The 20031-nt window shown below is 68.2% G+C and carries 15 protein-coding genes and 1 pseudogene; 13 read left to right on the plus strand and 3 right to left on the minus strand.

The annotated features are described in order from the left end of the window. The first annotated feature begins 42 nt into the window (after window positions 1-42). On the plus strand, window positions 43-654 hold the full coding sequence (locus CEK69_RS01925; protein ID WP_152243495.1) for a DUF4142 domain-containing protein: 612 nt from the start codon (window positions 43-45) through the stop codon (window positions 652-654). A gap of 283 nt (window positions 655-937) precedes the next feature. After that, window positions 938-1945, plus strand: a complete 1008-nt coding sequence (locus CEK69_RS01930; protein WP_152243471.1) for a cation diffusion facilitator family transporter — start codon at window positions 938-940, stop codon at window positions 1943-1945. Window positions 1946-2343: 398 nt separating this feature from the next. Here the strand turns inward: CEK69_RS01930 and CEK69_RS01935 are convergent, their stop codons facing one another. After that, window positions 2344-4407, minus strand: coding sequence for a 3-hydroxyacyl-CoA dehydrogenase NAD-binding domain-containing protein (locus CEK69_RS01935; protein ID WP_152243473.1), 2064 nt, complete (start codon window positions 4405-4407; stop codon window positions 2344-2346). Window positions 4408-4646: 239 nt separating this feature from the next. Here CEK69_RS01935 and rpoE point away from each other — a divergent pair, with 239 nt between their 5' ends. The 9 genes and pseudogenes from rpoE to recO all read left to right on the plus strand — a co-directional run. Beyond that, on the plus strand, window positions 4647-5267 hold the full coding sequence (gene rpoE / locus CEK69_RS01940) for an RNA polymerase sigma factor RpoE (RefSeq protein ID WP_010340494.1): 621 nt from the start codon (window positions 4647-4649) through the stop codon (window positions 5265-5267). Then, a complete protein-coding gene (locus CEK69_RS01945; RefSeq protein ID WP_152243475.1) occupies window positions 5264-6229 on the plus strand; it encodes a sigma-E factor negative regulatory protein in 966 nt (321 codons plus the stop codon). Before rpoE ends, CEK69_RS01945 begins: the two co-directional genes overlap by 4 nt. 99 nt (window positions 6230-6328) lie before the next feature. Continuing rightward, window positions 6329-7888, plus strand: a complete 1560-nt coding sequence (locus tag CEK69_RS01950) for a DegQ family serine endoprotease (protein ID WP_193313860.1) — start codon at window positions 6329-6331, stop codon at window positions 7886-7888. Window positions 7889-8593: 705 nt separating this feature from the next. After that, on the plus strand, window positions 8594-10384 hold the full coding sequence (lepA, locus tag CEK69_RS01955; RefSeq protein WP_017911022.1) for a translation elongation factor 4: 1791 nt from the start codon (window positions 8594-8596) through the stop codon (window positions 10382-10384). A 101-nt stretch (window positions 10385-10485) separates the two neighbouring features. Continuing rightward, window positions 10486-11286 (plus strand): signal peptidase I, encoded by an 801-nt coding sequence (lepB, locus tag CEK69_RS01960; protein WP_010340595.1) that lies wholly within the window; start codon window positions 10486-10488, stop codon window positions 11284-11286. Between the two features lie 20 nt (window positions 11287-11306). Further along, entirely contained in the window at window positions 11307-11684 is a 378-nt protein-coding gene (locus CEK69_RS01965) for a DUF4845 domain-containing protein (RefSeq protein WP_010340596.1), read from the plus strand. Then, entirely contained in the window at window positions 11674-12354 is a 681-nt protein-coding gene (gene rnc / locus CEK69_RS01970; protein WP_026143959.1) for a ribonuclease III, read from the plus strand. Before CEK69_RS01965 ends, rnc begins: the two co-directional genes overlap by 11 nt. Further along, entirely contained in the window at window positions 12351-13256 is a 906-nt protein-coding gene (era, locus tag CEK69_RS01975) for a GTPase Era (protein WP_010340598.1), read from the plus strand. Before rnc ends, era begins: the two co-directional genes overlap by 4 nt. Window positions 13257-13485: 229 nt before the next feature. Next, window positions 13486-14202 (plus strand): annotated as a pseudogene (recO, locus tag CEK69_RS01980) (DNA repair protein RecO); the annotation flags it as partial. A gap of 498 nt (window positions 14203-14700) precedes the next feature. Here recO and CEK69_RS01985 read toward each other — a convergent pair. Both CEK69_RS01985 and CEK69_RS01990 read right to left on the minus strand, forming a co-directional pair. Then, window positions 14701-16878 carry a TonB-dependent siderophore receptor gene (locus CEK69_RS01985; protein WP_226975005.1) on the minus strand — a complete coding sequence of 726 codons (2178 nt, stop codon included), beginning with the start codon at window positions 16876-16878 and terminating at the stop codon, window positions 14701-14703. 307 nt (window positions 16879-17185) lie between these two features. Continuing rightward, entirely contained in the window at window positions 17186-17902 is a 717-nt protein-coding gene (locus tag CEK69_RS01990; RefSeq protein WP_026144765.1) for a response regulator, read from the minus strand. Window positions 17903-18046: 144 nt separating this feature from the next. On the opposite strand from CEK69_RS01990, the gene rlmD reads away from it, so the two are divergent. Together rlmD and CEK69_RS02000 are read left to right on the plus strand one after the other, a co-directional pair. Beyond that, on the plus strand, window positions 18047-19393 hold the full coding sequence (gene rlmD, locus CEK69_RS01995; protein ID WP_152243479.1) for a 23S rRNA (uracil(1939)-C(5))-methyltransferase RlmD: 1347 nt from the start codon (window positions 18047-18049) through the stop codon (window positions 19391-19393). A 69-nt stretch (window positions 19394-19462) separates the two neighbouring features. After that, on the plus strand, window positions 19463-19969 hold the full coding sequence (locus CEK69_RS02000; RefSeq protein WP_152238391.1) for a CYTH domain-containing protein: 507 nt from the start codon (window positions 19463-19465) through the stop codon (window positions 19967-19969). Window positions 19970-20031 lie beyond the last annotated feature (62 nt).

Raw genomic sequence — 20031 nt, forward strand, 5'->3', positions numbered from 1 at the left:
ATTGTCATGCGTCATTCCCGATCCGCGTTCTCTCTGGCGCTGATGTCGGTTATCGGCGTGGGTCTCGCTCATGCGCAGACCGATACGTCCGGCCAGGCCGGCAGTACCGATCCCGGCGCCATGCAGCAGCAAACGCCGTCGACCTCTGCCGCGCAGACGTCGACCGGCATGCAGGGCGCGCAAGGCGCGCGCGCGTCCGCGCTCAACGAAAAGCAGGCGCTCGGCGTGTTGTCGGCGATCAACACCAGCGAGGTCAACGCCGGCAACCTGGCCTTGCAGAAGCAGGTCAAGGGCCCGGTGCGCGACTACGCCATGCTGATGGTCAAGGAGCACTCGGACAACAACGCCAAGATCGCGCCGTGGGGTCCTGATGCGAAGGCCGCGCCAGCGCAGCAGCAGATGCAGCAGGCCAAGGCGGAGGCCGGCAAGCTGCAGGCCCTGGACGGCGATCGCTTCGAGCAGGCCTACGTCATGGCGATGGTCAAGGATCACCAGGCCGCCCTGCAGATGCTCGACAGCACCCTGATCCCTGCCGCGAAGACCCCGGACGTGGCCGCGCATCTGCGCACCACGCGCACGCACGTGGCCGAGCACCTGGCCAAGGCGCAGCAGTTGCAGAGCGCTGGCGCGCCATCGGCTGCGCCGGCCCGTTGAGCGTCGTGCGGGTCTCGGCCGCCATGCCGAGATCCGCGCTTTCATGAGTCGCGTGCGAGGGAGCTTCTCAAGCCTTTTCCTTGGCGAGAGTGTGGCAGGGCAGGTAGCGACCAGACTTCATGACCCCGGCATCCGGTGTGCCTGGTTGCCGTATCCCCTTGCGGTCAATCGGCTGCGCGAGCGCACAAGAGCGCGTGCCGCTGTCGAACGGTGTAATAGTCTCCGCGCAGGCGGCGGCCTAAGGTAGCGGCCATCCTCCTCCGCATCGCCGCCCGGTCGCCCCATGGGACACGATCACAGCCACGCCCCCACCGAAATCCGCCACGAGCAGCCCCTGTGGTGGGCGCTCGGCCTCACCGCGCTGTTCCTGGTGGTGGAAGTGGCCGGCGCTTTCCTCACCAACAGCCTGGCGCTGCTGTCCGATGCCGCGCACATGGCCACCGACACGCTGGCGCTGATGATCGCGCTGATCGCGGTGCGGCTGAGCCGGCGCCCGCCCGATGCCAAGCGCAGCTATGGCTACGCACGGCTGGAGGCGCTGGGCGCGCTGGTCAACGGCGCACTGCTGTTCGTGGTGGCCGGCTACATCCTGTGGGAGGCGGTGCAGCGCTTCCGCCAGCCGCAGGAGATCGCCACCGTCGGCATGCTCGGCATCGCCGCGTTCGGCCTGCTGATCAACCTGATCTCGATGCGCCTGCTCAAGGCCGGCAGCGGCGAGAGCCTCAACATGAGGGGCGCGTACCTGGAAGTGTGGAGCGACATGCTCGGCTCGGTCGCGGTGATCGTCGGCGCGCTGGCGATCCGCGTCACCGGGTGGAAACTGATCGATCCGGTCCTGGCGGTGCTGATCGGCCTGTGGGTGTTGCCGCGGACCTGGGTGCTGCTGCGCGAGGCGATCAACGTGCTGCTGGAAGGCGTGCCCAAGGGCGTGGATCTGGGCGCAGTGCGCGGCTATCTGCAGGCCGCGCCCGGCGTGGCCAGCGTGCACGACCTGCACGTGTGGGCGCTGGCCTCCAGCACCCCGGCGCTGACCGCGCATGTGGTGGTCGCCGACGGCGGTGACGCCGATGCCGTGCGCGCCGCGCTGTGCGATGGCCTGCATGCGCAGTTCGGCATCGATCACATCACCCTGCAGATGGAAGCCGGCCATTGCGGCGCACCCCCGTGCGGCACGCCGGCGGCGGGCGAGGGTGGTGGTCACGATCATCACGGGCATGGTCACGAGGACCACGATCACGATCATGCCCATCCCGCACATGGGCACGGCCACATGCAGGGGCATTCGCACTAGCAGCACGGCTGCGTAACGGCGTTCGTGCAGGTGCGGCGTTGTTCTGGTTTGGGATTTGTCGTCCGCGCGCACCTGGAATGCCGAGTGCGACCGAAGGGCGCCTGCAGCGACCTGCTTTCCCCGCAATCAAGCTACGGGCAGCTTGCTTTGTGGGAATCACCTGTCATGCAGCCGCGCCGGGCGAAGCGGCCACGCTTTCCGATGGCGTAATGCGTCGGGACTGAAGTCTCTCCCACAGTACGCCCGGCGAATTCGCCGCAAGATCGCGTGGGAGCGGCTTCAGCCGCGACGGGTCTTGCCGGGAAACGCCCGCCGCGGCTGAAGCCGCTGCCAAAGGGGCGCGACCCGTCGTTATGGGAGGTGCCCTGACGCACGCTTACAGAAGGCGTGCGCGCGCCTCACACCACCGGTTCGCGCAACGCCGGCGACTCCCAACCCGGTCGCGGGGCGAAACGCTCGCCGTAGCGCGCCTGCAACGCGCGCAGGCGCGCCAGCAGCACGTCGGCGCCCGCGGCGCGGATGTGCTGGATCGGGCCGCCGCGGAACGGGGCGAAGCCGGTGCCGAAGATCACGCCGGCATCGAGCAGGTCGGCGTCGGCGACCACGCCCTCGTGCAGGCAGGCCACCGCTTCGTTGAGCAGCGGCAGGATCAGGCGGTCTTCCAGGTCGTCCGGTGCACGGTAGTCCTTGGGTAGTTCCGGCTTCTTGGCGCGGCCGTTCTCCCAGGCGTACAGGCCCTGGCCGTCCTTCTTGCCGCGCTTGCCCGGCTCCACCGTCTGCAGCGCCGCCGGGATCGGCAGGCCCAGGAACGGTGCCAGTTCGGCGCCCACGCCCGCGGCCACGTCCAGGCCCACGGTGTCGATCAGTTCGATCGGGCCCATCGGCATGCCGAACTTGACCGCGGCCTTGTCGATCGCCGGGCCGGGAATGCCTTCGGCATAGGCGGTGGCCGCTTCCAGCATGTACGGGAACAGCACGCGGTTGACCAGGAAGCCCGGGGTGCCGGCGACCGGCACCGGCAGCTTGTCGATCGCCTTGCAGAACGCGGCCAGCCGCTTCTGGTTTTCCGGCGCCAGACCGTCGTGGCAGACGATCTCCACCAGCGGCATCTGCGCCACCGGGTTGAAGTAGTGCAGGCCGCCGAACTGCGCCGGGCGCTGGATGTGCTCGCGCAGTTCGGTCAACGGGATCGAGGAGGTGTTGGTGCTGAGCAGCGCAGTCGGCTGCATGCGCGGTTCCAGGGACTGATATAGCTCGCGCTTGGCCTGCGGGTTCTCGATGATCGCCTCGATCACCAGATCGGCGGTCGGCACGCCCTCGCCGGCCAAATCGCCCTTCAGGCGCGCCGCCACCGCCGGGCGCTTGCTGTCGTCCTTGACCCGCTTGGCGAACAGCTCGCCGGCGCGGCTCAGCGCGCCGTCGATGAAGCGCTGCTCGCGGTCCTGCAGGGTCACCTCGAAGCCCTTGTAGGCCGACCAGGCGGCGATGTCGCCGCCCATCACCCCGGCGCCGACCACGTGCACGTGGCGGATGCCGTGGTCCTTGCCGCCCAGCGCCTTGAGCCGCTCGGTGAGGAAGAAGATGCGGATCAGGTTGCGCGCGGTTGGGGTGCTGGCCAGCTTGACCACCGCCTTGCGCTCGGCGTCCAGGCGCGCCTGGATGCCGCTGCCGCCGCTGCGTTCCCATACCCCGATCAGCGCGTACGGCGCCGGGTAGTGCTCCTTGCGCGCCTTGCGCGCCACCTGCTTGCGCATCTGCGGCGCCAGCAGCTTGCGCGCCGGCCAGGTGTTGGTGGCCCAGGCGGTGGCGCGCTGCTTGAAGGGGCGGGCGCTGCCGGACAGCGCCAGCGCCACGGCGGTATCGGTGAGCACGGCCGGCGCGGCGACCTTGTCGACCAGGCCCATCGCCCGCGCCGCCGAGGCCGACACGGTGCGTCCGGTGAGCATGAGGTCCATCGCCGCCGGCGCGCCGATCAGCCGTGGCAGGCGCGCGCTGCCGCCCCAGCCGGGGAAGATGCCGAGCTTGGTTTCGGGCAGGCCGATGCGGGTGGAGGCATCGCTGGAGGCGACGCGGTAGCGGCAGGCCAGGGCGATCTCGGTGCCGCCGCCCATGCAGAAGCCGTGGATCGCCGCGACCGTGGGGCAGGGCAGTTCGGCCAGTTTCTGGAAGGTGGCCTGGCCGCGGCGGATGGCGTCGTTGACGGTGCCGCGGCGGTCGAATTCCTGGAATTCCTTGAGGTCGGCGCCGGCGATGAAGCCGTTGTCCTTGGCCGAGCGGATCACCACGCCCTTGGGCGGATCGATGGCGATGCGCTCGAGCAGATTGCCCAGCTCCAGCAACACGTCCTGCGACAGCGCGTTGACGGGCGCGTCCTGGCGGTCGAGGCTGAGCACGACGACGCCGTCGCCGCGGATATCCGCTTGCCAGTGACTGAATCGGAGCCCGTCGAAGCCTGAAAGCATGGGGAGGACCATCCGCTTGTGTATGGAGAAGATCGTTATCATCCAGAGGTTGTTTCCGTCGCGTCAAATCCCAATCCAGGGGAATTGAGGCGCGTCCCGCGACCGCTGGCCTTGCGCCAGCCTAACGGAACGCCGGTTAACGTCGTGGGGCGGCGATCCGCTGAGGGGCGCTGAACTTTTTTCCGAATTGGCGGTCAGAGGGTCCGACGTAGGTTGGGCTGACAGGAGTGCGGCCCGCTATGGCCGATGTCGAAACACCCCAGGAGCTGGACCTTGAACTGGTCCGGCGTGTGCAGCGCGGCGAAAGCGCGGCGTTCGATGTGCTGGTGCGCAAGTACCAGCATCGGATCGTCGGCCTGATCGGGCGCTACATCGCCGACTGGAGCGAATGTCAGGACGTGGCCCAGGACACTTTCATCCGCGCCTACCGCGCGATCGGGAGTTTCCGCGGCGACGCCCAGTTCTCCACATGGTTGCACCGGATCGCCGTGAACACCGCCAAGAACTACCTGGTCGCGCACAACCGCAGGCCGCCCACCGACGACGTCGATGTGCTCGATGCCGAGCAGTTCGACAGCGGCACCCGTCTGCGCGACACCGACACGCCCGAACGCGAGTTGATGCGCCAGGAGCTGGAACGCACGGTGATGAAGGCGGTCGACGCCTTGCCGGAAGAGTTGCGTACCGCCATCACCCTGCGCGAGGTGGAGGGCATGAGCTACGAGGACATCGCGCAGAAGATGGGCTGCCCGATCGGCACCGTGCGTTCGCGGATCTTCCGCGCCCGCGAGGCCATCGACGCCGAACTCCGTCCCCTGCTGGATACCGACAGCGCCACCCGTGAGCGACACCGCGTATGACCGATAGCACGCCCTTTCCCAAGCCAGTGCCGGCGCCCGACAGCACAGCGCCGGACAAGTTCGAGTTGCACTACCGGCAGCAACTGTCCGCGCTGATCGACGGCGAACTGCCGGCCGACGAGGCGCGCTTCGTGCTGCGCCGGCTGCAGCACGACGAGGAACTGTCCGGTTGCCACGAGCGCTGGCAGCTGTGCGGCGACATCCTGCGCGGCCGCGTCAGCGTGCCGGCGCCCAGCGATTTCAGCGCCCGCGTGCGCCAGGCGGTGGCCGCCGAAGCGCAGCAGGCCGCGCGTGCCGATGCGGCCAGCGCCGCCGGCAAGCGCCGCACCTGGCGCTGGGGCGGCAGTGCGGCCCTGGCCGCCTCGGTCGCGGTGCTCGCGCTGTTCGTGACCCAACGCCTGCCGCAGACGCCCGAGGCGTTGGCGCCGGCGCAGGTCGTCGATGCCACCGTGCCGAGCCCGGCGCCGGCCGCCACCACGCCGCAGGTCCCGACACCCGCGCCGGCACCGGCCGATCCGCAGGGCGATCTCGCCGCCGCCGTCGCCGCCGCGCCGGTAATGGCGATCGCCGCCAATCGTCGCCAGGAGGCGGCCGCGGCGGCGCGACGCGAGGCCACCCGTAGCGCCCAGGCCGCGCGCACCCGCAGCGTCCCGGTCGAGCGCGCCTATGCCGCAGCGGCGCCTACCAAACCGCAGGCCAAGGCGCCGGCGCAGACGCCGTTCGTTGCGCCGGTCGCGCCCCCGACGATGGTCGCGCAACGCGCCAGCGATCCGTTCGGGCATCCGGCGACGCCGCTGCAGGCCCGGCCGTGGCCGCGCTCGACGCTGCCATCCGCCGATGCCGGGAGCGCGTTCACCGCCAGCTTCCCGCACAGCGGCGCGGACCCGGCGGCGTTCTATCCGTTCGAACCCCGATTGCCTGCCGACGCCGTAGCCAACCCGCCGCTCCATCCGCAACCCTGACCCCGCGCGCCGGCAGGCGTCCGTGCCTCATTCCGGCGCGTGGTCCCCGTTGCTTCGTCCCCTCGTTGTTCCCCTTCCCGAACCGGAGGCTTGCGTCCGATGACTCACCGTATTCGCCACCATCTGTTGGGCCTGCTGGCGCTGACCGTGCCGCTGGCCGCCTGCGCGCAGCAGCCCAGCCCCAGCGCCGCCAGTGCCCCGCCGCCGGCCGCGCAGGCCGCGCCCGCGCCGCAGCTGGTCGGCAACCTTCCCGACTTCACCCGCCTGGTCGAGCAGGTCGGCCCGGGCGTGGTCAATGTCGAGACCACCATCAGCCGCCGCGCCGCGGCCGCACGCTCCGGCGGCGGCATGCCCGACGACGACCAGATGCCCGAGTTCTTCCGCCGCTTCTTCGGTCCGGACGGCATGCCGGGCATGCCCGGGCAGCCGCGCGGCGGCCGCGGCGCGCCGGACGACGACGATGGCGCGCCCGCCGGCCGCTCGATGGGCTCGGGCTTCATCATTTCGCCCGACGGCTACGTGCTGACCAACCACCACGTGGTCGACGGCGCCAGCGAGGTCAAGGTCAAGCTCACCGACCGCCGCGAGTTCACCGCCAAGGTGGTCGGCAGCGACCAGCAGTACGACGTGGCGTTGCTGAAGATCGACGGCAAGAACCTGCCGACGGTGCGCATCGGCGACTCCAACCTGCTCAAGCCCGGCCAGTGGGTGGTGGCGATCGGTTCGCCGTTCGGCCTGGACCACTCGGTCACCGCCGGCATCGTCAGCGCCACCGGCCGCAGCAACCCCTACGCCGACCAGCGCTACGTGCCGTTCATCCAGACCGACGTGGCGATCAACCAGGGCAACTCCGGCGGCCCGCTGCTCAACACCCGCGGCGAGGTGGTCGGCATCAACTCGCAGATCTTCTCCGCCTCCGGCGGCTACATGGGCATCAGCTTTGCGATCCCGATCGACCTGGCGATGAGCGCGGTCGAGCAGATCAAGAAGACCGGCAAGGTCAGTCGCGGAATGCTGGGCGTGACCATGCAACCGAACATCAGTGACGTCGAGGCTAAGGGGCTGGGGCTGCCGGACACGCGCGGTGCTCTGGTCAATGGGGTCCAGCCGGGCACTGGTGCGGCCAAGGCCGGTATCGAACCCGGCGACTTCATCGTTGCCTTCAATGGTCAGAGGATCAACACGCGCGAGGATTTGCCTCCGTTGGTGGGCATGTTGCCGCCTGGAAGCAAGGCGCGCGTTACGATCGTTCGCGATGGCAAGGAGCGGGACGTCATGGTGACCTTGAGCGAGCTGATTGCCGACGATGGAATGTTGGGTCAGCAACTGCCTGGTCGCGCCGGGGCGGCGCCTGCGCCACAGGCGGCTGAGGGCACCGCGCTGGGCATCAGCGTCCAGGAGATCCCTGCGCAAATGCGCCAGAAGCTTGGATTGGAGCCCGACCAAGGCGTGCAAGTGGCGCAGGTCAGCAGTGCGCTTGCGAGAAAGTCGCAATTGCGACCTGGCATGATCGTGCTGCAGGTCGGGCGGGTTCCGGTTTCCAGTCCGGCTCAATTCCACAAGCTCACGTCCGACGCTAAGAAGGGCGACGTGGTGATGTTGTTGGTGCGTGCGCCAGGTAGTCCGGCGAGTCAGTTCGTGGCCATCAGCGTGGAATGATCTCGCTGTCGTAATGCATTGCCTCTTTGGATGAAGAAAAACGCAGGGCTGGCACTCCAGCCCTGCGTTGGTTCTGGTGAGGCACGGTTCGTGATTGCGGCATCGACGCTATTGATCGCTGCGTGAGTCGATGCTTCTAGTCGAGTGTGCGCCTCGCCAAGGTCATGTCGCAGGTGTTTCTCATCAAGCGCATGTGCAGTCCACACGGCAGTACTTAACCCCATTCTCGACCCAGCAACAATAGTGGTCGCACCAATCCATCAATTTGTTGGGGGACGCAATGTACTTCTGAGATTTTCCGCTGTCGTTCTTTACCGGGCAAATTTTGAAGCTTTGCTTGGGCATGCCGCTGTTGCTGAAAGCCGAAGTCGGCCGGTGAGCGTCGTCGCCATTGTCCGATGGCGCTGCTGCCGCTGTGGCCAATACGCACCAAAGCGCTGCGATGCAAGCGATCGTGACGTTCTTGAAGAAAGTTGACCTTTTCATTTCATGTTCCTTTCGAAGAGGAAAGTGTCGACTGCCCAGTGCGATACCGGGCTGCGGTTTGGTACTTGAATTTTTCTGAAAAGTCAAGGTGTTAGCCTGTTTCGGCTATCCTGCCCGCCAATGCAGATGAGCGGTACTTGCGCGATGTGGTACATGGCGACATAGTTGATGTCTTTGCCGCTGGTTTTGTTGGCCGCCCACCTCATGTCCTCTGATTCGATGCGGAACATCCGCAACTTCTCCATCATCGCCCACGTCGACCACGGCAAATCGACCCTGGCCGATCGCATCATCCAACTCTGCGGCGGCCTGCAGGCGCGCGAGATGGAAGCGCAGGTGCTCGACTCCAACCCGATCGAGCGCGAACGCGGCATCACCATCAAGGCCCAGTCCGTGTCGCTGCCGTACACCGCGCAGGACGGGCAGGTCTACCACCTGAACTTCATCGACACCCCCGGCCACGTCGACTTCTCCTACGAGGTCAGCCGCTCGCTGGCCGCCTGCGAGGGCGCGCTGCTGGTGGTCGACGCGGCACAGGGCGTGGAAGCGCAGTCGGTGGCCAACTGCTACACCGCGGTGGAGCAGGGCCTGGAAGTGGTGCCGGTTCTGAACAAGATCGACCTGCCCACCGCCGACATCGACCGCGCCAAGGCCGAGATCGAGGCGGTGATCGGCATCGACGCCACCGACGCCGTGCCGGTCAGCGCCAAGACCGGGCTGAACGTGCGCGACGTGCTGGAGGCGATCGTGCACCGCATCCCGCCGCCGGTGCCGCGCGACACCGACAAGCTGCAGGCGCTGATCATCGATTCCTGGTTCGACAACTATCTGGGCGTGGTCTCGCTGGTGCGGGTGATGCAGGGCGAGATCAAGGCTGGCGACAAGCTGCTGGTGATGTCCACCGGCCGCACCCACCAGGTCGACAACGTCGGCGTGTTCACGCCCAAGCGCAAGGTGCTGCCGGCGCTGCGCGCGGGCGAGGTGGGCTGGGTCACCGCCAGCATCAAGGACGTGCACGGCGCGCCGGTCGGCGACACCCTGACCCTGGCCGGCGACCCGGCGAGCAAGCCGTTGCCGGGCTTCCAGGAAATGCAGCCGCGCGTGTTCGCCGGCCTGTTCCCGGTCGATGCCGAGGACTACACAAACCTGCGCGAGGCGCTGGACAAGCTGCGCCTGAACGATGCGGCGCTGCGTTTCGAGCCGGAAAGCTCCGAGGCGATGGGCTTCGGTTTCCGCTGCGGCTTCCTCGGCATGCTGCACATGGAGATCGTGCAGGAGCGCCTGGAGCGCGAGTACAACCTGGACCTGATCAGCACCGCGCCGACCGTGGTCTACGAGGTGCTGAAGACCGACGGCAGCATCATCAGCATGGACAACCCGGCCAAGCTGCCGCCGGTGAACATGGTCGAGGAGATCCGCGAGCCGATCATCCGCGCCAACATCCTCACCCCCGAGGAATACATCGGCAACATCATCAAGCTGTGCGAGGAAAAGCGCGGCAGCCAGATCGGCATCAACTACCTGGGCAGCCAGGTGCAGATCAGCTACGAGCTGCCGATGGCCGAGGTGGTGCTGGACTTCTTCGACAAGCTCAAGTCGGTCAGCCGCGGCTACGCCTCGCTGGATTACCACTTCGTGCGCTTCGACGCCGGCCCGTTCGTGCGCGTGGACGTGCTGATCAACGGCGACAAGGTCGATGCGCTGTCGCTGATCGCGCATCGCAGCCACGCCGACCGCCGCGGCCGCGAACTGTGCGAGAAGATGAAGGACTTGATCCCGCGGCAGATGTTCGACGTGGCGATCCAGGCCGCGATCGGCTCGCAGATCATCGCCCGCACCACGGTCAAGGCGATGCGCAAGAACGTGCTGGCCAAGTGCTATGGTGGCGACGTCTCGCGCAAGAAGAAGCTGTTGGAAAAGCAGAAGGAAGGCAAGAAGCGCATGAAGCAGGTCGGCCGCGTGGAAATTCCGCAGGAAGCCTTCCTGGCCGTGCTGCAGATGGACAAGTAGCTGGGAGTCGTGAATAGGGAATGGGGAATGGAAAGAGCGCCTGCTCTTGCCTTCCCGATTCCCCGTTCTCCATTCCCGATTCCCATTCCGAAGGAATACGAATGAAATGGTTTGAAATCGCGCTGGTGGTCCTGACCTTCGCCACCGGCATCATCACCCTGCTGGACAAGCTGTTCTTCGCCAAGCGCCGCGCCGCGCGGGCCGGGTTGCTCGACAGCGAGCCGGTGATCGTCGACTACTCGCGGGCGTTCTTCCCGGTGCTGGCGGTGGTGCTGATCCTGCGCAGCTTCATCGCCGAGCCGTACAAGATCCCGTCCAGCTCGATGATGCCGAACCTGCTGGTCGGCGATTTCATCCTGGTCAACAAGTTCTCCTACGGCTTCCGCCTGCCGATCACCAACCAGAAGATCATTCCGGTCGGCGAGCCCAAGCGCGGCGACGTGGTGGTGTTCAAGCCGCCGCACAAGCCGGACGAGAACTGGATCAAGCGCGTGATCGGCCTGCCGGGCGATCGCATCGGCTTCCACGGCGACACCCTGTACATCAACGGCACGCCGATGAAGTACAAGGTCATGGGCGAGTACGTCGGCAAGGGCAAGGGCGCGGAAATGACCGGTGCCACGCTGCTCACCGAGTACCTGCCGGGCCGCACCCACACCGAGCTGGAGTGGATCGACCGCAACAATCCGGCCGGCCAGGGCGACTGGGTGGTGCCGCCGGGCAAGTACTTCGTGATGGGCGATAATCGCGACAACAGCGAGGACAGCCGGTTCTGGACCCAGACCCATTTCCTGCCCGAGGAGAACCTGCGCGGCAAGGCGTTCCTGATCTGGCTCAATTGCGAAGGCTGGTTTTGCAGCGGCAGTTTCGATCCGTCGCGGATCGGGACGACCATTCAGTGACTTGCGTGAGGGGAAGCGCGATGAAGCACAAGCAAAGTGGCATGACCTTGACCTCGTTCGTGATCGTGCTGGCGGTGGTCGGATTCTTCGTCTACATCGGCATGAAGCTGTTCCCGATGTACATGGAGTTCTATGCGGTGCGCTCGGCGATGAAGGGCCTGGCGACCGAAGCCGGCAGCGCCGAGATGGATCCGTCGCAGGCCAAGGCCTCGCTGTTCCGGCGCCTGGACATCAACAATTCGGACAACGTCAAGCCCGGCGACGTCACCTTCGAGCGCACCGACACCGGCGTGAAGATGCACGTGGCCTACGAAGTGCGCCGCCCGCTGATCGCCAATCTGGACGTGGTCGGCAAGTTCGACGCCACCCAGGACCTGACGACGCGTGGTGGCCAGTAAGACCATCCTGCGCGGTGACCGCATCGGTCACCGCTTCGCCGAGCCGCAGTTGCTGGCACAGGCGCTGACCCATCGCAGTGCCGGCGCACCGCACAACGAACGCCTGGAATTCCTCGGCGATGGCATCGTCAACCTGCTGATCGCCGAGGCGCTGTACCAGCGCTGGCCCAAGGCCGACGAAGGCGCGCTGACCCGCGCCCGCGCCGAACTGGTGCGCGAGGCTTCGCTGGCCGCGATCGGCCGGCAACTGGAACTGGGCGAACGCCTGACCCTGGGGCCGGGCGAGATGAAGTCCGGCGGCCATCGCCGCGACTCGATCCTGGCCGATGCGGTGGAGGCCGTGGTCGCGGCGATCTACCTGGACGCCGGCTTCGAGACCTGCCGCGCCACCATCCTGCCCTGGTTCGAGGCCGCGCTGGCGGCGCTGCCGGTGGGCAAGGTGGAGAAGGACGCCAAGACCCGCCTGCAGGAATGGCTGCAGGCCCGGCAGCGGACCTTGCCGGCCTACGAACTGATCAGCGAGACCGGCGACGACCACGCCAAGCTATTCCGGGTACGCTGCGTACTCGCCGAGCCCGCCCTGGTGACCGAGGGCGAGGGCACCTCGCGGCGCCTGGCCGAGCAGCAGGCCGCCGCCGCCGCCATCGAGCAACTGGATTCGAGCAAGTGAACGAACAAGCCACTCCCCCTTACCGCAGCGGCAGCGTGGCCGTGATCGGCCGCCCCAACGTGGGCAAGTCCACCCTGACCAACGCCCTGGTGGGCGCCAAGGTCAGCATCGTCTCCAATCGGCCGCAGACCACCCGGCACCGGCTGCTGGGTATCGCCAGCTTCCCGGCCGGCCAGTTGCTGCTGGTCGATACCCCCGGCCTGCACCGCGAGCAGAAGCGCGCCATGAACCGGGTGATGAACCGCGCCGCGCGCGGCTCCCTGGAAGGCGTGGACGCCGGCCTGCTGGTGATCGAAGCCGGGCGCTGGGACGAGGAGGACACGCTGGCGTTCAACGTGCTCAGCGATGCCGGCATCCCGGTGGTGCTGGTGGTCAACAAGGTCGACCGGCTCAAGGACAAGACCGCGCTGCTGCCGTTCCTGCAGCAGGTCAGCGAGGGCCGCAGCTTCGCCGCGGTGCATCCGATCTCCGCGCTCAAGCGCAAGGGACTGGAGGCGCTGGTGCGCGACCTGCTGGCGCTGGTGCCGGAAGCGCCGCCGATGTTCGGCGAGGACGAGATCACCGACCGCAGCCAACGCTTCCTGGCCGGCGAACTGGTGCGCGAGCAGTTGATGCGCCAGCTCGGCGAGGAACTGCCGTACGCCACCACCGTGGAGATCGAACGCTTCGCCGAGGACGGTGCGCTGCTGCGCATCGGTGCGGTGATCTGGGTCGAGCGCGAAGGCCAGAAGGCGATCGTGATCGGCAAGGGCGGCACCCGCCTGAAGGACATCGGCGCCAAGGCCCGCCAGCAGATGGAACGCCTGTTCGGCGCCAAGGTATTCCTGGAGACCTGGGTCCGCGTGCGCGAGGGCTGGTCCGACGACGAGGCGGCGCTGAAGGCGTTTGGGTACGGGGAATAAGCCGGGAATGGTGAATCGGGAATCGGGAATCGGATTCCCGCGCCTCCCGGACAATCATGGTGTGCGTAGGGCGGCGTCAGCCACGTGCGCTCCCCCGGTAACGCCCGCCGCGGCTGACGCCGCTTCTACACGACGCTGGCTCCTTCCGTTCGTTGGACGATGATGCGGCCAGGGACGGCATGCTGTTCCATTCCCTATTCCCCACTCCCCATTCCCAGCCCCTGCAGCCTTGATCGAGCACGAACCCGGTTTCGTCCTGCACGCCCGGCCCTGGCGCGAGACCAGCCTGCTGGTGGAGGTGCTGAGCGTGCATCACGGCCGGCTCGGCGTGCTGGCGCGCGGCGTGCACGGGCCGAAGAAGCAGGCCTTGCGCGCGGCACTGCAGCCGCTGCAGTCGATCCGCTTCAGCGCGCAGCGCCGCGGCGAACTGGCGCAACTGCGCGAGGCCGAGGCGATGGATGCGGCGCCGCGGCTGAGCGGCGAGGCGATGCTGGCCGGCTTCTACATCAACGAACTGACGCTGCGTCTGGCGCCGCGCGACGATCCGGCGCCGGACCTGTATCTGGCGTACGCGCGGGGGCGCGCGCGGCTGGCCGCCGAAGCGCCGCTGGCCTGGTCGCTGCGCTGCTTCGAGCGCGACCTGCTGGAGGCGCTGGGCGTGGGATTCGACCTGCGCCACGACGGCGACGGCGACCCGATCGACCCGGCCGCGCGCTACGTGCTCGACGCCGAGCACGGGCCACGCCGGCTGCTGAGCGACCGCGGCCACGATCAGCGCAGCGGCATGGCCACCGGGCGCGCCCTGCTGGCGCTGGCCGACGATACCGAACCGGCTGCCGAGGATCTGCCCGGCCTGCGCCGCGGCATGCGCGTGGTGCTGCTGCACCACCTCGGCGGGCGCGGCCTGAAATCCTGGGAAATGGTCGAGGACCTGGCGCGGCAGCGCAGCGCCAGCGCCAGCGCCGCGGGCATCGCGCCGGCGGTCGCCGATCCCGAGCCGCCGCAGGACGATCCTCCGGGATCGGCTGCACCCGGCGTCGCCGCAATGCCGGCGTCGGCAGCGCCCGCGGCGACATCGGAGCCGGACGCCGAGCTGGATGCGCAGCGCGATCCGATGTCGACATCCACACCGGAAGCGCCGCCGCGGTCGCCGCCTTCCGCGGCGTCGTGAGTGCGGCGGATCGACGGCGCGAGCGCTGCCGCCACGCGGACACCCGAGTGAGCTGCGTTCGTCACACGCCCAACCGGATGCGGCTTGCTCCGTAGAAGCGGTTCTTGTTCGCCCTTGTGGGCTCAGCGGCGACGGGCTTTCCCGGTAACGCCCTCGCAGCTCAAGCCGCGCCTGCGGTCGCTTCCGTCACGACCACAGACCTCCACGCCGCCGCGCAGCGCCGCCGCCCGTCGCCGCCGTCGCCACGCGGGGCCACGGCAGCGGCAGGCGCACTCAGCGCCAATCGATCCGCAGGCTCAGCGCCGCATTGCGTGCCTCGCCCAGCGTGTGCTGGTTCCAGTAGGTGCGATCGAACAGGTTGTTGATGTTGCCGGTCAGCAACGCGTCGTAGCCGCCCAGCGTGGTGGCGTACTGGAAGCCGGCCGCGGCGACGGTATGCCCGGGGATGAGCACGCGATTCTGATCCTCGTAGTAGGCATCGCCGGAGTAGCGCACGTTGCCGTGCAGGCTCAGGCCGCGCACGCCCGGCACGCGCCAGGTGGCATTGGCCAGCAGCTGCCGGCGTGCAGCGCCGGCCGGGCGGTTGCCGCGCAGGGCCGCGTTGTCCGGCGACAGATCCTCCAGCCGCGGGTCCATCCACAGTCCGCCGACGCCCACTTCCAGATCCTCGGTCACGCCGACGCTGCCGATCACTTCCAGCCCGCGATACAGGGTCAGGCCGTCCTGGGTCAGGTAGCGCAGGCCGTCGCGGTAGGCGTCGATCTGCGCGCCGCGCTCGATGCGGAACGCGGCGGTGGTCAGCGCGAAGCGCCCGCTCTGCAGCTTGGCGCCCAGTTCGTACTGCTTGCTCACCGTCGGCGCCAGCACGCTGCCGGCGTTGGCATAGGCGGGCAGCGCATCGGTGCCGACGCGGCTGCCGGGCTCCAGCGCCTCCACGTAGCTGGCGTAGAGCGACACGTCGTCGATGGGCTTGTAGATCAGCGCCACGGTCGGGGTCGTCACCGAGGTGCGGTAGCCGCTGTCCACCGACGCGTCGCCATCCAGATCGCGTTGCTGGTAATCCACGTGGCGCGCGCCGAGGATGGCGCGCCAGTGGTCGCCGAACTGCAGGGTGTCGCTGACGAACACCGCCTTCTGGCGCAGGTCCGCGCTGACCGGCGCCAGGCTGTAGTCCGGTCGGCGGGTGGGGCGGAAGGACTGCGGGCGATACAGGTTGCCGTCGAAGTCGTTGCTCCAGTAGAACGCCTTGCTCCACTGGTCCCAACTGCGCTGCACCGAGGCACCGAACACCAACGCGTGCGTCACCGGGCCGGTGTCGACGCGGCCGTTGACCAGCAGCTGCACCACGCTGTTGCGCAGCACCGCACCGAAGTCGTAGGCGAAACCGGCGTAGTCGCCCGCTTCGTTCAGCAGATTGGCGAACATCTTGTGCGACGTGTGCCGGCGGCGGCTGCCGCCCAGGCTCAGTGCCGCACTCCAGCGCTCGTCGATGCGCCAGTTCAGGCCGGTGGTCGCGTGCAGCAGGGCGGTCTCGTAGTAGGCCCCGTCGACGCGGATCTTGTCGTAGTCGCTGGTGGGGCGGGGCAGGCGGGTGCCCTGGTAGGCATCCCAATAGAAGTACAGCGGCTCGTGCTCGAGCGTGTTGCGCTCGTGCACCAGTTCGGCATGCCAGGTCAGGCCCTCGACGATCGGTTGCTCGACCGCAAGAGCGATCGTCTTGCGGTCGATGCCCGCGCCGTTGTACGCGTCGCCGCGTTCGATGCCGGCGTTGAGCCGGTAGCCGAAGGAGTCGGCGCCATTGGCACGGCCGCCCGCATCCACCTGCGCCGAGAACACGCTGTCGTTGCGGTAGCCAACCGTGGTGGCCAGCAGTGGCGTGTCGGTGGGGCGCTTGGTCTGGTAGCTGACGATGCCGCCTGGTGCGCCGAAGCCGTACATGAAGCCGCCCAGGCCCTTCAGCGCCTGCACCGATTGCACCGCTTCCAGCGGGAACTCGCCGCCCCATTCCATCAGCATTGGCACGCCGTCCACGTAGAAATTGCGCACGCCGATGCCGCGGATCTGCGTGCCCCACCAGTTGGTGGTGGCCGGCGGCTCGGCCGCGAACACCGATGGATCGTTGATGAAGATCTGCCCCAGCGTGGTGGCCTGGCGCCGCGCGATCTCGGGTTCTTCGATCAGGCTCACCGAGAACGGCGTATCCAGCAGGCGCGACGTGCCCAGCGCGCCGACCGCCGCATCCTGCTGCAGGTCCAGGCTGAGCCGCTGGCCTTTGACCATGACCGTGTCCAGTTGCGTGGCCTCGGCCGATGACCCGGCATCGCGGGTGCCGTCACTGGCGGTGTCCTGGGCGCTGGCCGAGGTGGACGCGGCGGCCACGAGAGCGGCCAGCAGCGCGCGGGCGAGCACGCCCATGGCCGGCGCTGGCCGGTGGAATGACGTCTGAAACATGAGAAGGCCCCTGTTGCGTGTAGTGAACGGACGGGGCGATGGCTGGTCCGCAGATGTCGTCGGGGCGTTAATTTATTCGAGAACGAATCTTATTTGCAAGTTTCGCTGTGTGGCGAGCGCCATGCGGACACCGTCGTTGTCGTCACCGTCGCGAGACCGGATCGTGACCGCACGGGGAAGGGCGGCTGCCAGCCGGGACTGCCAGGGCAACGCTCGAGAAGCGCGGGTTGCGGCAGATGGCGCCGCACGCCGACGCGTGGGAAGTGACTGGGAGCCATCCCCAATCTCCAATCCCCGATCCCGGCCTTCAGTGCAACAACGCCGCCACCGCCTCGCTGAACTGGTGGCGGGCCTGCGAAGAGGCCGGGTCGCCATGCAACTGGCGCACGGCCCGCGCCAGGCGGGCGGCGCCGACGAAGCCGCAGCTGGCCTGCAGCCGGTGCAGGTGGCTGCGCACGGCCTGGTCGTCGCTGAGTTGCAGGGCCGAGGCCACCGCATCGCGGGTGCCGGGCAGCTCGGCCAGGAACAGTTCGCGCAATGCGATCAGGTGCGCGCGCTCGCCGTTGAGCGCGGCCAGCGCGGTGGTCTCGTCCCAGTCCAGGGTCGGTTCGGCGGTCCCGGCGGTGCCGCCGAGGCGGCCGCGCGCGAGCAGCCGGCGCACCGATTGCAGCAGCCGTTCGGTGCTGAGCGGTTTCAGCAGCACGTCGGCGAACCCGGCGTCGAGCAACTGCGCGCGGACCGTGGCGCTGGTGTCGGCGGTATGCGCCAGCCCCAGGGTGCCGGGGCGTTGCCGCTGCAACTGGCACAGCAAATCGCTGCCGCTGCCGTCGGGCAGGTTGGCGTCGATCAGCCACAGGTCGTGCGCCTGCGTCTGCGCGCGGGCGAGGGCGCTGGCGACGGAGTCGGCCAGGTCCACCTGGGCCGGCAGCGCCTGCAGCGTCGCGTCGAAGAAAGCGCGGCTGATCGGGTCGTCTTCGACGAGCAGCAGTCGCGTTACCGGGTCCTGGTTCGATGCCATGCTGATGCCTCCATGCGGCGTGGTCGCATCCCGCGCGGCGGCGCGCGTGCGTGCGCCACTTTGCCTCGCCGGCGCGGCAATCGCAAGCCGGTCCCGGCCCGGCCCATCTGCGACAATAGCCGCCCTTTTCCGCCCGCAGCCTGTTGCCACGTGGCCCGATCCAGAAACCGTCTCGACCGCACGCCCTTCCAGACCGACATCGCCGACCTCAGCCACGACGGCCGCGGCGTGGCCCGCCGCGAGGGCGACAAGGTCGCCTTCGTCGCCGGCGCGCTGCCCGGCGAGACCGTCCTGGCCGAACCGACCGCGCGCAACCGCCACTTCGACGAGGCGCGCACCGTGCAGGTGCTGCAGGCCTCGCCGCAGCGGGTGACGCCGCGCTGTCCGCATTTCGGGGTCTGCGCCGGCTGCGTGCTGCAACACCTGGCCGAGGACCAGCAGATCGTCGCCAAGCAGCGGGTGCTGACCGAGAACCTGGAGCGCATCGGCCACGTGACCCCGCAGGCGGTGCTGCCGGCGCTGACCGGCGCGCCCTGGGGCTATCGGCGCAAGGGCCGCTTCTCGGTTAGGCGGGTGGAAAAGAAGGACAAGACCCTGGTCGGTTTCCGCGAGCAGGATCCGCGTTTCGTCGCCGACCTGTCGGTCTGCCACACGGTGATCCCGCAGATCGGCTTCAAGGTGACCGCGCTGGCCGAGCTGGTCGAAAGCCTGGACGGCAAGCGCGACATCCCGCAGATCGAGTTCATCGCCGGCGACGCCGCGGTGGCGCTGACCTTCCGCCACATGCAGCCGCTGAGCGCGCGCGACCAGGATGCGCTGATCGCCTTCGCCCAGGAGCACGACTTCGCCATCTTCCTGCAGCCCGGTGGCGTGGACAGCGTGCACCCGCTGTATCCGCAGGAGGTGCCGCTGTCGTTCCGGCTGCCGCAATGGGACGTGGAACTGGCGTTCCGGCCGCTGGACTTCATCCAGGTCAATGCCGCGCTCAACGAGAAGATGATCGCGCACGCGCTGGCGCTGCTCGATGCGCAGCCCGACGACCGCGTGCTGGACCTGTTCTGCGGCCTGGGCAACTTCACCCTGCCGCTGGCGCGCACCGTGCGCGAGGTGGTGGGCGTGGAGGGCGACGCCGGGCTGGTGGCGCGCGCGAGGGAGAACGCGCAGCGCAACGGCCTGGACAACGCCCAGTTCTTCGCCGCCGACCTGACCCAGGACCAGCGCCAGGCGCCGTGGATGCGCCAGGGCTTCGACAAGCTGCTGCTGGACCCGCCGCGTTCCGGCGCGCTGGAGGTGCTGCAGCAACTACCGCTGAAACAGTTCCAGCGCATCGTCTACGTCAGCTGCCATCCCGGCTCGCTGGCGCGCGACGCCGGCTACCTGGTCAACGAACAGGGCTTCGTGCTCAAGGCCGCCGGCGCGATGGACATGTTCCCGCACACCGCGCATGTGGAGAGCATTGCGGTGTTTGAAAAGCCGGGAATGGGGAATCGGGATTAGGGATTCGTCACAGCGGCTGCGCGCGCGGTTTAAGCTTTTTCCATTCTCCTTTCCCCATTCCCGATTCCCATGGCCATCGAAATCGAACGCAAATTCCTCGTCATCGGCGACGGCTGGCGCGCGGCGGCGCACGCGGTGATGCCGATGGCGCAGGGGTATCTCAACGACCAGGCGGCGCTGGCCAGCGGGGCGCAGAAGGCGTCGGTGCGGGTGCGGGTGCAGGGCGAGGCCGCGTTCCTCAACCTCAAGTCGCGCGAGCTCGGGCATACCCGCCAGGAGTTCGAGTATCCGATCCCGCTGGCCGATGCGCGCGCGCTGCTGGCGCTGTGCGTGGGCGGGCTGATCGACAAGCGCCGGCATCTCGTACAGTACCAGGGCCACCTCTGGGAAGTGGACGAGTTCCTCGGCGACAACGCCGGGCTGGTGGTCGCCGAGATCGAGCTGGACAGCGCCGACGAGGCGTTCGCCACGCCGGACTGGCTCGGCGCCGAAGTCACCGACGATCCGCGGTACTACAACGTGGCGCTGGCGACGTGTCCATTCTGCGAATGGACGGGATTGGGGAGTCGGGATTAGGGATTGGCAAAGGCGGGCCAGCTGCAGCGATCCGGCTTATGCTTTTGCGAATCCCCAATCCC

Source organism: Xanthomonas sp. LMG 12462, from assembly GCF_009192885.1.
Lineage (GTDB): Bacteria > Pseudomonadota > Gammaproteobacteria > Xanthomonadales > Xanthomonadaceae > Xanthomonas_A > Xanthomonas_A sontii.